The organism is Bacillus sp. ABR, from assembly GCF_056172715.1.
The window spans coordinates 552,554-565,279 of record NZ_JAOYSL010000002.1 but is presented as its reverse complement, the minus strand read 5'-3'; the positions used below and the strand labels follow the sequence as shown (position 1 = coordinate 565,279).

Below are 12,726 nucleotides of genomic sequence, written 5' to 3'. Positions count from 1 at the left end.
TCCTAAGCTCCCTTCTTCTCCTTTTGCAAATGCTCAAATGTATGCAAAAGCTGATCGATGTCATCTTTTGATGACTGCCATCCAAATGATAGTCGAATAAATTGAAGGGCATCACGATCTGATACACGCAATGCCTTCACAGCAGGGGAAGGATGGTGATAACCAGAAGCACATGCGCTTCCAGTTGATAGACAAATCCCATGCCGGTTACATGCTAACATTACATATTGTCCTTCAAACCCTTCAAAAAAACAACCAATAATATGAGGCAGCGTACGGCGATTGTCATTGTCCTGAAGTGTACGAACTGGCAACTGTCTGATTTTTAACTGCTGAAGAAAATAATCACGCAGCTGTTCATCTAATTTTTGCTGTTCATCCAGCCTAAGCATTGCTTGTTCACTTGCAGCAGCAAAAGCACCGATACACGGTACATTCACTGTCCCTGGACGTAAGCCATTTTCCTGAACTGCTCCTGTATATAAAGGTTTCCAAGGAACATGAGCGCCCATATAAACGGCACCAGCGCCTTTAGGAGCATACACTTTATGACTTGAGATGGACACGGCATCGACTCCAAGTTCTTTGATGGACACACGTATCTTTCCAAATGTTTGCACAGCATCTGTATGAAAAAGAATGTTCCTTTCTTTTAAAAGAGGTGCTAACTCAGCAAGCGGCTGGATAATCCCTGTTTCTGAATTAGCATGCTGAATAGATACGAGTCCTGTTTCAGGCAATAATGCTTTTTTGAGAATGTCCTCTGTTATGATTCCATCCTGATTCGGTTCAATGATCGTGACTTTTACGCCAAGACGCTCTAAGCTGCTAACTGCATGATGAACAGAAGGGTGCTCGACTGATGTTGTGATGACATGCTGTTTATGTGGTGGTAGTCCATTGATGATCGATTGAATCGCAAGGAGATTGGATTCAGTTCCACCGCTTGTAAAGTAGATCCCATCTGGTTCACCCTCGATCATGGCAGCGAGTGATTGTCTGCTGTAAGTCAATATGTCATTTGCTTTTCCCCCAGCATCATGAAGACTGCTTGCATTTCCGTAGAAATTTTTACTCAGCTGCTCAAAAACATGCAGTGCTTCTTCTGAAACAGGTGTAGAAGCTGCGTAATCTAAATAAACCAACCTATCCATCTCCCGTGTGAAAATTTTTTCTTGTATTTATTTTAGTGTTGTGTAATGATATGTGTCAAGACAGGTGTAAATGACAGGAGGGGCAATGGTGTCATCAATCAAAAAAGTTATTGTGGTGGGATCAGGAATTGCAGCGCTTTCCTTTGCAAGAAATATCTCGAAAAACTGCCAGGTCATCATGATGACAAAAAAACAATTTTCATCTAGTAATTCCATGCTGGCACAAGGTGGAATTGCTGCTGCCTTTTCAGCACATGATTCAGCTGAGCAGCATGTGCAAGATACACTAGATGCTGGCTGTGACCACAATGATGAAAGAACCGTACAAGAAATCGTGAGACTTGGAAAACATCTTGTGCAGCAGCTCGTAGCAGATGGATGTCCATTTGATCAAGATGAAGCGGGAGAGCCGCAATTAGGCAAAGAGGGGGCACACACCACTCATCGCATCTTGCATGCAGGAGGAGATCAAACAGGGAAAACCCTTGTACAGTATCTGAAAAGTCAGCTCGGCTCACATATTCATTTATATGAATATCATCATGTCATTGATCTATTGGTTCATGAAGGGACATGCAAGGGTGTTGTATGGAAAGACGAGACAGGACACGTACAAACAATGACCGCAGATGCCGTTGTTTTATCAACAGGCGGCTGCGGCTCCCTATATGAGACAAACACAAATGATCCTTCTGTAACAGGAGACGGACTGATGATGGCCTATCGAGCAGGTGCGCAATTAGTGGATCTAGAATTTGTTCAATTCCATCCAACTCTTTTGACAATCGATGGAAAAGCAGTTGGTCTCATTTCAGAGGCAGTACGGGGAGAGGGAGCTTATTTAGAAGATGAAACAGGCAGGCGGATCATGAAAGGTATTCACCAACAAGCTGATTTAGCACCTAGAGATGTGGTCGCTAGAGCTATTTTTCATGAGCAGCAATTAGGCCATCAATTGTATCTTAACATCCATGATATTCCGCATTTTTCAGCCCGTTTTCCCGCAATAGATGCGATGTGTCAGCGTGCAGGTGTCAATATGGCGAGCGGCAGGCTGCCAATTTCCCCGGGTATGCACTTTTTAATGGGCGGTATCAGTGTCAATGAATATGGAGAAACGACTGTTCCAGCGCTATTTGCCATTGGAGAAGCGGCCTGTACTGGCTTACACGGTGCGAATCGATTGGCGAGTAATTCTCTTCTGGAAGGTCTCGTGTTAGGCAGCAAAGCGGCACAAAGAATTGAACAGCTGCCTAAACAGAAAGAAACAAGTCCACCTTTTTCTATTCAAGAAATATGGATGGTTCCAATGATTTCAAAGGATCAGCTGAGACAATGGATGACTACATTTGCAGCCATTGTGAGAGATGAAAAGGGCTTGCAGACTTTGCTTCATACGTTACAGCATGTCACTTTTCAGCAAATTAATGTGAAGGATATCACAAATGAACAGATCGAATTAAGCAATCAATGGGCATTAGCGGTTTGCCTTGCTCAATCTGCATTACTCCGTACAGAAAGCAGAGGCGGCCATTATCGAATGGATTATCCAGAGCGAAGCGATGCGTTGTGGCAGGGCAGGCAGATTGTTCATGAAAAAGGTCATATTCATATCATGAAAAATGAAAGGATCGGTGCCAAATGGAACGTTTACAGTTAAAACAAATGCTCACTCATTTTTTTACAGAGGATATTGGCTTTGGAGATGTATCAGCTGATGCCATCTTTGGAGACAAGAAAGGAACAGCTCTTATCATTGCGAAACAATCTGGTGTATTGGCAGGATCACAACTGATTGAAATAGGTTACCGCCTGTTGAATGAACAGATTCAAACTGAGCTGTTTTTTCAAGAAGGTGATTGGATTCATTCAGGCGCTGTACTGGCGAAAATAAAGGGCCCAGTCAACGACTTATTAAAGGGAGAGAGGGTCATTTTAAATCTATTGCAGCGAATAACAGGTATCGCCACCTTAACACATGAGGCGGTGCAGCGATTAGGTGACCCGTCTATTACGATTTGTGATACGAGAAAAACGACACCCGGCTTGCGTATGTTAGAGAAATACGCAGTGAAGACAGGCGGTGGAAAGAATCATCGCTTTGGCTTATCAGATGGGGTCATGATTAAAGATAATCATATTGCCGCATGCGGCTCTATTCGTGAAGCTGTAGAAAAAGCAAGAGCATATGCCGGTCATATGGTGAAAATTGAAGTGGAAATTGAATCAGAAACGCAGCTAATGGAAGCCATTGATGCAAAAGCGGATGTCATCATGTTTGATAACTGCTCTCCGGACGAGGTTAAACGTTTTAAACAAATGACGCCAGAGTCCATTCTGACAGAGGCTTCAGGGGGCATTACGCTAGAGACATTGCCAAGCTACAGGGGGACAGGAGTCGACTTGATTTCACTTGGTTTTCTAACACATTCTGCTCCAGCATTTGATTTTAGTATGAATATGGAATTCAGTCATAAAGGGGGAACAACTCATGTCCATGCTTAATGTATTAGCCAATCAACATGCAGCCATGATGCCAGATGAATATAAACACCGCTCTGATGATGAAATGAAGCAGCGAGTGTTAGAAATCAAGCGGGCTTTTGGATCAAAGCTTTTTATACCGGGTCATCATTATCAAAAGGATGAGGTCATCGAATTTGCAGATGCAACAGGAGATTCATTGCAGCTGGCACAAATAGCGGCCGACAATCACGAGGCTGAATACATTGTGTTCTGCGGTGTTCACTTTATGGCAGAAACGGCAGATATGCTGTCAAACAAGAATCAAAGCGTCGTATTGCCAGATATGAGAGCAGGCTGTTCCATGGCAGATATGGCAAACATGAAACAAACAGACAGAGCATGGGAGCAGCTCACTGATCTGTTTGGAGATACAATACTTCCGCTTACGTATGTCAATTCAACAGCAGATATTAAAGCATTTGTCGGCAAGCATGGCGGGGCGACTGTTACTTCATCAAATGCTAAAAAAGTACTCGAGTGGGCGATGACGCAAAAAGAGCGGATTCTGTTTCTCCCTGATCAGCACCTAGGGCGTAATACGGCTTTTGATTTAGGTATTCCGCTAGAAGAAATGGCTGTCTGGGATCAGATAGAAGAAAAGCTCATCACCGATCAGCCGCTTTCCCGGATCAAGATGATTTTATGGAAGGGCCATTGCTCCGTACATGAGAAATTTACCGTTCGGAATATAGAAGAAATGAGAAAAAAAGACCGTGACATTCAAATTCTTGTCCATCCTGAATGCACGCATGAGGTCGTAAGGGCTTCTGACCTAGCAGGTTCAACGAAATTTATTATTGATACGATCAAACAGGCGCCAGCAGGCAGCAAGTGGGCGATTGGAACAGAGATGAATTTAGTCAAACGGATCATAGCGCAGCACCCAGATAAACAAATTGAATCCCTTAACCCAGATATGTGTCCATGCTTGACGATGAACCGGATTGATCTGCCTCATTTGCTATGGTCACTTGAAAGCATTGAAAAGGGTCAGCCGGTCGGGTTGATACAGGTCAATGAAGACATCACGAAAGACGCTTTGCTTGCACTCGAGAAAATGCTCGCCATTAAATAATGATTCAGCCCCTCCTATCAGAAAACAAGTTTTTATCATATCGGCTTGTAAATAGGCATAAATTTATGTTGAAACATATTGTACTTCTGACATAACCGTTACGTTCACGTTTTGCATAGGAGGGGAAAACGTTGAAAATTCATATTGTGCAAAAAGGAGACTCCCTTTGGAAAATTTCAAAGAAATACGGAGTCGACTTTCAAGAATTGAAAAAACTAAATTCTCAGCTCAGTAATCCTGATTTGATCATGCCGGGTATGAAGATTAAAATTCCATCTAGTGGTGTTCCTGTAAAAACAGATCATCACAAAGCAAAAGAAATGCCAAAAACGAAAGAACATCCGTATGTGAAAGAAAAGCCAAAAGATGTCGTGCAAGTGCAAGATACAAAACCGAAGGAAAAGCCAAATGAACCGGTACCTTATGTACCGCCAGTGCCAAAGATCGAGCAGCCAGTTTTTCCACAAGTCGATGTGAACTATTATCAGACCAATCTCTACCAGCCATTCACGCCTCCTCCCAAAAAAGATCATTATGAGAAAAAAGATCACGTTCACGAGAAAAAAGATCACAAGGATCATTTTCATCATGAGAATAAAGACCATAAAGATAACAAGGGTCATTCCCATCATGAAAATAAGGACCATAAAGATAACAAAGACCATTTTCACCATGAAAATAAAGGTCATCTAAAAGATGAAGTGGCAAAGGGATATGACCCGTTTATTCATATTCCGCATCAAAAAGAGGAGGGAAAAGACATGGAGCATGGCAATTACCCAAACCTTCCTAACTTCCCGCAAATGCCAAATGTGGGAGGGGCAGCGGTAGGAGGAGTGGCTGAAAATAACGAGCATCATCACCAGCATCATCATGAACCATATGATCCTTATTTTGGTTATGGTCATGGTCATTACATGCCGGCGATGTATCCATATCCGCAGCAAATGGTGCCGGCATCACCAATTTTACCGGGATCAGGACTATGTTATCCTATCCATCCATATTATCACCATCATATGATGCCATATCCATACCCGGCTCATCCATATTATCCTGCGTATCAAGCGCCTGCTTACTACGGGGAGAATCATGAGCACCATGCAAACGACGGACATCACTGGCATCACCATATGCATTCAAACGCCAATGCAAATGCCAATGCAAATCAAGGCTTTTATCCAAACGTCTCAAATGCAGCATATGGCAAGGAAGACTGCGGATGTGATGATGGAATGAAGCATCATCAGCCTTGGCCAGGACATTATCCGAATCCTGTTCCTTATGGCCAAATGGGAGCTTATCCAGCTCAGCCATATATGCAGCCATATCCAGGTCAATCCGTATTTGCAAGGCCGGAGGAGGAAGAAGAGGATTAATGACAGAAGGAACGATCTCAATCGTTCCTTTCAGCGTGTAGACAAACCCTCGCATTCGGTGTCAGGTCTGCGCTCCGGTGCTCACGAATGTCAAATTCGCTCCGCTCCTGTGCTCGTCCTTCCTAGAATGCAAAGGTTTTCTATTACGCTGAAAAGAAGACAAAAGGCTAAAATCAAGAACATTTTAGCCTTTTGTCACCATACCAGAAGGGACGATCTCAATCGTTCCTTTTTTTGTTTATAACTGACAGCTTGATTTTCTTCCTAACTGTACATGCTAAAACAGAGCCTGTTTCGCGCTCATGAGATTGAATTTGTACAGGGGGTTTTTCGTTTGAGACAAAAATGGCAAAAAACAATCGCATTAGTGCTTCTTCCTATTGGGTTAACAGCATGTGGTACAAATGACAATGCAGGTGTAGATACAAGGCATAATCAATCAGGTCAGCCGGTCGGATATCATTCGAATAACCGTGCAGATGACAATAACCAAGATCATCAAGGACCAGTTTCTGAACTCATGGAAGGGATGAACGGTGGGAATACAACGAATGTTGATTATCGCACCCGTCCTCAAGCCGATGATCGAATGCCTCTTGCAGGTGGAGATGGACGCTACAGTCATGGAGATATGAACTATCATAACCAAATGTCGTTCTCAGGCTACGATAAACAAGAGAACATCCAGCGTTCAAGAAAAATTGCCAACCGCGTCAATAAAATGAATCACGTGGCAGACTCTCAAGTCATGGTGACGGATGAGAATGTGTATATTGCCATTAAATCAGATGGCCGCCTGACGTCAGAAGGTGTATCACAAGTAGAAGAAGCAGCGACTCGTTATGCAGATGGAAGAGCAGTCCAAGTCATGAAAGATGAAGGTGCATTCACACGCTTTAGAGATATGAGAAGAACGCAATTTGAAACAGGACAAACAGGCATGACCCGATAGTTTGACACAAAAAGGCTAAAGTTCATCACGAACTTTAGCCTTTTCTTAAAAATAAACCTTGATGCCTATATAAAATTCGTAAAAGAAATAACAGCCAAACCCTAATAATAAAATACCAGCAATAATGGATGTCCACTTGATCATCGTCCGATTCATCACTTTTCTTGTTAAGGATACAAGGGTGAGTAGACCAATGTCATGAAGGAGAATCCCTGCCAAAATACCGCCGGCAGCCAGCATAAATTCAGATGAATCTGTTTTTGTATAAGCATCTGCAAGTACAGCACCAAAAACAGAAACCCAGAACACAAGATTTCCAGGAGATACCGCCACGAGCAAGCCGTTTCGATATGTTTTCACGAATGATTTATTGACCTTTTCTCCTGCTAAATGAATATCTTGATCCGCATTTTTAATGGAATCGTATGCGAGAATCATTAAAAATACAGCTCCAATCAGCCAGAGCGGGATTTGAACAAACGGCAAAGATAAAAACTGAGCAAATCCAGCATATAAAGCCAAGATGAGTAATAAGTCTATGGTCATACCGCCTGCTCCGACAGTTAAACCATGAAAAAATCCGTTTTTCAGTCCCTGTTTTGTCATTTCAACCGTGATTGCTCCAACAGGCAGAGCAATTGAGAATCCTACGACGATAAATGTGAGAAATGTTTGCAATCGACTAGAACTTCCTTTAAATAAATTGTATAAAAATTCTCCGTTTAGATTAATTATACATAATAGGAGAAAAGGATCAATGATTATTTCAGATTTAATTGAAATGAGAGAGATAGATGATGTATAGAAGACTGTATATCAACATGATCTATAACGCTTGTAGGGGAAAGGAACTATTTTCCTGAATCTTCTTTTCTTCATGATGTCTCTATGCTACACTGATGTGGAAATCAATAAAAGTGACTAGGGGTGCCCGTAAATGGGCTGAGAGAGAAGTATAAGCTTCTTAACCCTTTGGACCTGATCTGGCTCGTACCAGCGTGGGGAAGTTGAAGATGATGCATGTATCATATCAATGATATGCATGTTTATTTCTGACGACGAAACCAGGTTCTTTAAATAGAGCCTGGTTTTTTGCTGGTGCTGATTCCATCCTGTCCGGTGACAAGAAGAAAAGGAGAGAACAGCAAATGAAAGAAAAGAAAAGTGTCCCATCCAACCAATCATTGTTATCTAGCTTTGACGGCAGCCATAAGGTGTATGAGAAAGGATCAAGACCCGATATCTTAGTGCCAAAAAGAGAGATTACGCTCTCACATACTGTGACAGAGGCGGGCGACATAAAAAATGAACCAGTCCGTGTATACGATACGAGTGGACCGTATACGGATGAGAACGTTCATATTGACGTCACAAAGGGGTTAAAGCGTCTTAGGGCAGCATGGATTGAAGAAAGAGGAGATACAGAAAGCTATGAAGGGCGTCATGTAAGACCGGAGGATAATGGATACCGTTCAAGGGAGAAGGAGTCCATCCATTCTGTCCAAACTAATTTTCATCATAAGCCGCTCCGCGCGAAACAAGGAGCGCGCGTGACGCAAATGCATTATGCCAAAAAAGGCATCATTACGCCTGAAATGGAGTTTATCGCAATAAGAGAAGAGCTAAGCCCTGAGTTCGTTAGAGAGGAAGTAGCGAGCGGAAGAGCCGTCATTCCTTCAAATATTAACCATCCAGAAAGTGAACCAATGATTATCGGAAGGAATTTTCATGTCAAAATCAATGCGAATATTGGCAATTCGGCTGTCACGTCATCCATTGATGAAGAGGTTGAAAAAATGACATGGGCGATCAGATGGGGGGCAGATACAATGATGGATCTGTCTACTGGAAAGGATATTCATACAACGAGAGAATGGATCATTCGGAATTGCCCAGTCCCAGTAGGAACCGTTCCTATCTATCAGGCCCTTGAAAAAGTGAATGGAGTCGCAGAAGATTTGACGTGGGGTGTGTACAGGGACACATTAATTGAACAAGCGGAGCAAGGTGTAGACTATTTCACGATTCATGCTGGCGTGCTGTTAAGATATATTCCGCTCACTGTCGATCGGGTGACCGGAATTGTTTCAAGAGGTGGTGCAATTATGGCAAGATGGTGTCTTGCTCATCATCAAGAGAATTTCCTCTACACTCACTTCGAAGACATTTGTGAAATTATGAAAAAATATGATATCGCCTTTTCACTTGGAGATGGACTTAGACCAGGCTCGATTGCTGATGCCAATGATGAGGCGCAGTTTGCAGAGCTGGAAACGTTAGGTGAGTTAACAGAGATTGCTTGGAAACATGATGTGCAGGTAATGATTGAAGGGCCCGGACATGTCCCAATGGATAAAATCAAAGAAAATGTGGACAAGCAAATGGACATTTGCAAGGAAGCACCATTTTATACGTTAGGGCCTCTTACAACAGATATCGCACCTGGGTATGATCACATTACATCCGCGATCGGTGCGGCCATGATCGGCTGGTACGGAACAGCAATGCTGTGCTATGTAACACCAAAAGAGCATTTAGGTCTGCCGAACAAAGAAGATGTGAGAGAAGGCGTGATCGCCTATAAAATTGCAGCACATGCCGCTGATCTAGCAAAAGGACATCCTGCGGCTCAAAAGCGCGATGATGCTTTATCGAAAGCGAGGTTTGAATTTAGATGGCGGGACCAATTCAACCTGTCACTTGATCCAGAAAGAGCCTTGGCGTTCCATGATGAAACATTGCCTGCCGAAGGCGCTAAAACCGCTCACTTTTGCTCGATGTGCGGACCGAAGTTTTGCAGTATGAAAATTTCTCATGATATCCGCAATCAATCTGAAGAAGTAAAAAGAGAGATGGAAAAGAAGGCGAAGGAGTTTGTCAGTCAAGGAAGTCAAATTTATCAGCCATAAAAAAAGAACCTCGCACGATGCTGTGCGGGGTTTTATCAAACCGCTGAAAAGGCTTTTCTTAAAAGGTGAAAAAATGCCTTTGCTGCATATGCCATCATGTCCACACTTGGAATGAGAGCATCTGTTAAATGAAAAAAGACTGTTTTTCTTTCTGGAGATGTTCGTTTCTTTTTCTGCTTCATCAAGGGCAGCCTCCTTTTTCACTAATATACTTCTTTGCAGATATGAGAGATAGATATGTTGTGTGAATTTAAACAAAATTTAAACTTCTTGGGTTTGAATGGAAAGAAGGAGGGGAAACGAGTTGAATAGAGAATGAATGAAAAGAGCTGATCTATTTGACCAGCGAACAAGAAGAGTGGAAGGTGATCTTATGATGAAAGTATTTAAGGTAACATTTCATATGAACAATGGGGAAGTGCTTGATTTCGAGCTCAAACGTCCAGCTACCTATGATGTGTATAAAAAAATTGAAGAAGCCAATCATTGGTTTAAGCTGAATAATGAAATCATTAACCTATTAAACGTCAATAGTATCCATGTAGAAACAGAATAACAACAGAAAGCCGCTCAAATAGAGCGGCTTTTGTTATGCAGAAAAATCATTTCGATTATTAAGCTGCCCGCGGGACAGCCAGTTCTTTTTATACAAATAAGCAATCACTTCAAGCCAAAGACGCGGTGCTTTTTTAGGGAAAAAAGGTTTTTGGTAATAAGCATAAGCGGCTTTTAAATCATCCCATTGATGACATGCTTTCGTTTGCGTGAATCTGGCAACGTCAATGACTCTGATTCGTCCTTCTTTTGTTAAGATCAGATTGCGCAGATGGATATCAGAAGGATTCAATCCTTTCTCGCGCGCTTCCTCCAGCGCATCATCGACTTGATTGATCATTTGTTTTTTAATAGGAATTCCTTTTGTAAGGCATTCATAGAATGTGTAGCCTTTAATATATTCCATTAAAATATACTGATCCCCAGACTCATAAATCTCAGGGTAGTAAGACGAACCAGAAAGTTTTTCGTAAATGGCAGCCTCTTTGCGGGCAATATGCTGATAAGAAGGGAAAAAGACTTTTAGTGCCATTTTCTTGCCGTCTTTTTTATATAAAAAGACATAGGCACTTCTTCCTTTGCCGCACAGTTCAAGCTCTGCTGGTTTATAGGCAAGCTTATGAAAACGTTTCTCTTCATGATACTGAATCGATTCGGCTAATCTTTTGACATCTGACATTGACTTCACCTTCTTTGGTTTCAGTTTATGCGGCTGAAAAACGAATGATGAAAAAACGTGTCACTCGATAAAGCAATGGATTGTATAAAACATAACATTTACGAATGAAGGATACAATGAAAGACTCTTACCATACATTTGAATCATCGATGTGGTTAATGTTTAGAAAAATGGGTCAAACTACATATGTCATGCATCGATCTCATGTTCTAAAGAGGTGTAAATAGTGAAAGTGAAGATGAAATGTTTCGTTACAGGACTTATCATGACAAGTGTGCTTTTTTTCGCTGCGGATATGGAAGGGAAAGAACACTTGCAAAAGCAGTCAAACTCTATCACCGTCCAGCTTGAAAAAGTCTATTTAGACGGCGATGTGAGTATTGAAAGACACCGAGCATCATTAGAAGACAAAGACACATTCTGGGCGCAGTATAAAGGCTGGACGCTGGTAGAACAAAAAGAGGATTTTGCCCTTTTTAGAAAGCAAATTGATGATATCTCTCCATTAAGTAAAGCAAATGGATATATCGGATTATCAGAGGACGGTGTGATTTCTACGTTTCATGGAAGGCCTGACGGCTGGGCGGAGCCTATTCATCTCTTTTTTCAAATTGATACGTCCCGTTTAGAAAGTCATGTGGAAAAACAGCTTGAGCAAGGTATTCCTTTTCGAACAAAGGATGAATTTGAGCATGTGCTTGAAGTCATGAAGCCTTACCGAAATGAAATATCGTTTTAAAGCATGTAACAGCTTGCTGGTGTGAAGACCGCAAGCTGTTTTTCATGGTTTCATGATAAAAATGTACTGAGCGAACGTATGTTAACTTTTATTGCGGTTTTCTCCTCGATTTATGTTACAATGAAGAACAGTCAAAGAGGTGAAAACGGTGATAGAGTTTGTAAAAGGGACCATTGATTATGTGTGCCCGCAATATGTTGTCATTGAAAACGGCGGAGTGGGATATCAAGTCTATACCCCAAACCCGTTTATCTATCGAGTAAACAAACAAGAAACGATTTATACGTATCATTACATAAAGGAAGACGCATTTTCGTTATACGGTTTTCAAACACGAGAAGAAAAAGCGCTGTTTACAAAACTGTTAAATGTCACAGGAATAGGGCCAAAGGGCGCACTCGCTATTCTTGCTTCCGGTGATCCTGGCGCTGTCATTTCAGCGATAGAACGTGAAGATGAAGCGTTCCTGATTAAATTCCCTGGTGTGGGCAAAAAAACAGCACGTCAAATCATTTTGGATCTAAAAGGAAAACTTGCAGATGTGGTACCAGAAATGATTGGCAACTTATTTAATCACGAGGACCACATTCAGGTTGAAACGCAGCAAACTGCATTAGATGAAGCGCTTGAAGCCTTGAGTGTCCTTGGATACGGTGATCGTGAAATTAAAAAGGTTCTTCCATTATTAAAAGAAGAAAAGAATCTTACAACCGATCAATATGTGAAAAAAGCTTTACAAAAAATGTTGAAATAGGGTG

13 protein-coding genes and 1 riboswitch are annotated in these 12,726 nt (G+C 41.9%); of the genes, 9 read left to right on the top strand and 4 right to left on the bottom strand.

Going from position 1 to position 12,726, the window contains the following annotated elements; genetic code table 11:
* Window positions 1-2 precede the first annotated feature (2 nt).
* Window positions 3-1,145 carry an IscS subfamily cysteine desulfurase gene (locus OIT90_RS08310; RefSeq protein ID WP_474892438.1) on the bottom strand — a complete coding sequence of 381 codons (1,143 nt, stop codon included), beginning with the start codon at window positions 1,143-1,145 and terminating at the stop codon, window positions 3-5.
* Window positions 1,146-1,239: 94 nt separating this feature from the next.
* Here OIT90_RS08310 and nadB point away from each other — a divergent pair, with 94 nt between their 5' ends.
* The 5 genes from nadB to OIT90_RS08285 all read left to right on the top strand — a co-directional run bounded on the left by nadB (window position 1,240) and on the right by OIT90_RS08285 (window position 7,086).
* On the top strand, window positions 1,240-2,814 hold the full coding sequence (nadB, locus tag OIT90_RS08305) for an L-aspartate oxidase (RefSeq protein ID WP_474892437.1): 1,575 nt from the start codon (window positions 1,240-1,242) through the stop codon (window positions 2,812-2,814).
* A complete protein-coding gene (gene nadC / locus OIT90_RS08300; RefSeq protein WP_073979796.1) occupies window positions 2,796-3,659 on the top strand; it encodes a carboxylating nicotinate-nucleotide diphosphorylase in 864 nt (287 codons plus the stop codon). Before nadB ends, nadC begins: the two co-directional genes overlap by 19 nt.
* Complete coding sequence (nadA, locus tag OIT90_RS08295; protein ID WP_039180349.1) at window positions 3,646-4,755, top strand: quinolinate synthase NadA; 1,110 nt, start codon at window positions 3,646-3,648, stop codon at window positions 4,753-4,755. The genes nadC and nadA overlap by 14 nt, the downstream gene beginning before the upstream one ends.
* Window positions 4,756-4,886: 131 nt before the next feature.
* Window positions 4,887-6,134 (top strand): SafA/ExsA family spore coat assembly protein, encoded by a 1,248-nt coding sequence (gene safA / locus OIT90_RS08290; RefSeq protein ID WP_474892436.1) that lies wholly within the window; start codon window positions 4,887-4,889, stop codon window positions 6,132-6,134.
* 334 nt (window positions 6,135-6,468) lie between these two features.
* A complete protein-coding gene (locus OIT90_RS08285) occupies window positions 6,469-7,086 on the top strand; it encodes a YhcN/YlaJ family sporulation lipoprotein (protein WP_059375683.1) in 618 nt (205 codons plus the stop codon).
* Window positions 7,087-7,131: 45 nt separating this feature from the next.
* Here the strand turns inward: OIT90_RS08285 and OIT90_RS08280 are convergent, their stop codons facing one another.
* Window positions 7,132-7,764 (bottom strand): LysE family transporter, encoded by a 633-nt coding sequence (locus OIT90_RS08280; RefSeq protein WP_073979793.1) that lies wholly within the window; start codon window positions 7,762-7,764, stop codon window positions 7,132-7,134.
* A gap of 235 nt (window positions 7,765-7,999) precedes the next feature.
* Window positions 8,000-8,108: riboswitch (TPP riboswitch) on the top strand.
* Window positions 8,109-8,234: 126 nt separating this feature from the next.
* Here OIT90_RS08280 and thiC point away from each other — a divergent pair.
* On the top strand, window positions 8,235-9,995 hold the full coding sequence (thiC, locus tag OIT90_RS08275) for a phosphomethylpyrimidine synthase ThiC (RefSeq protein ID WP_458209064.1): 1,761 nt from the start codon (window positions 8,235-8,237) through the stop codon (window positions 9,993-9,995).
* A 35-nt stretch (window positions 9,996-10,030) separates the two neighbouring features.
* Here thiC and OIT90_RS08270 read toward each other — a convergent pair whose 3' ends face one another.
* On the bottom strand, window positions 10,031-10,177 hold the full coding sequence (locus tag OIT90_RS08270; RefSeq protein WP_167364625.1) for a hypothetical protein: 147 nt from the start codon (window positions 10,175-10,177) through the stop codon (window positions 10,031-10,033).
* Window positions 10,178-10,368: 191 nt separating this feature from the next.
* Here OIT90_RS08270 and OIT90_RS08265 point away from each other — a divergent pair, with 191 nt between their 5' ends.
* Entirely contained in the window at window positions 10,369-10,551 is a 183-nt protein-coding gene (locus OIT90_RS08265) for a hypothetical protein (protein WP_008342761.1), read from the top strand.
* Between the two features lie 33 nt (window positions 10,552-10,584).
* Here OIT90_RS08265 and OIT90_RS08260 read toward each other — a convergent pair whose 3' ends face one another.
* Window positions 10,585-11,229: a serine/threonine protein kinase gene (locus OIT90_RS08260; RefSeq protein WP_059375678.1), complete on the bottom strand. Its 645-nt coding sequence runs from the start codon at window positions 11,227-11,229 to the stop codon at window positions 10,585-10,587.
* A 238-nt stretch (window positions 11,230-11,467) separates the two neighbouring features.
* On the opposite strand from OIT90_RS08260, the gene OIT90_RS08255 reads away from it, so the two are divergent.
* Together OIT90_RS08255 and ruvA are read left to right on the top strand one after the other, a co-directional pair.
* Entirely contained in the window at window positions 11,468-11,968 is a 501-nt protein-coding gene (locus OIT90_RS08255) for an intercompartmental signaling factor BofC (protein ID WP_073979823.1), read from the top strand.
* 148 nt (window positions 11,969-12,116) lie between these two features.
* The gene (gene ruvA / locus OIT90_RS08250; protein ID WP_024423144.1) at window positions 12,117-12,722 is read left to right on the top strand and encodes a Holliday junction branch migration protein RuvA; all 606 of its coding nucleotides are present in this window, start codon (window positions 12,117-12,119) and stop codon (window positions 12,720-12,722) included.
* Window positions 12,723-12,726 lie beyond the last annotated feature (4 nt).

Coding starts and splice junctions, on each gene's coding strand:
- OIT90_RS08270 (WP_167364625.1), bottom strand. CDS start 10,177: ATGAAGCAGAAAAAGAAACGAACATCTCCAGAAAGAAAAACAGTCTTT.
- OIT90_RS08255 (WP_073979823.1), top strand. CDS start 11,468: ATGAAATGTTTCGTTACAGGACTTATCATGACAAGTGTGCTTTTTTTC.
- OIT90_RS08260 (WP_059375678.1), bottom strand. CDS start 11,229: ATGTCAGATGTCAAAAGATTAGCCGAATCGATTCAGTATCATGAAGAG.
- thiC (WP_458209064.1), top strand. CDS start 8,235: ATGAAAGAAAAGAAAAGTGTCCCATCCAACCAATCATTGTTATCTAGC.
- OIT90_RS08265 (WP_008342761.1), top strand. CDS start 10,369: ATGATGAAAGTATTTAAGGTAACATTTCATATGAACAATGGGGAAGTG.
- nadA (WP_039180349.1), top strand. CDS start 3,646: ATGTCCATGCTTAATGTATTAGCCAATCAACATGCAGCCATGATGCCA.
- nadB (WP_474892437.1), top strand. CDS start 1,240: ATGGTGTCATCAATCAAAAAAGTTATTGTGGTGGGATCAGGAATTGCA.
- nadC (WP_073979796.1), top strand. CDS start 2,796: ATGGAACGTTTACAGTTAAAACAAATGCTCACTCATTTTTTTACAGAG.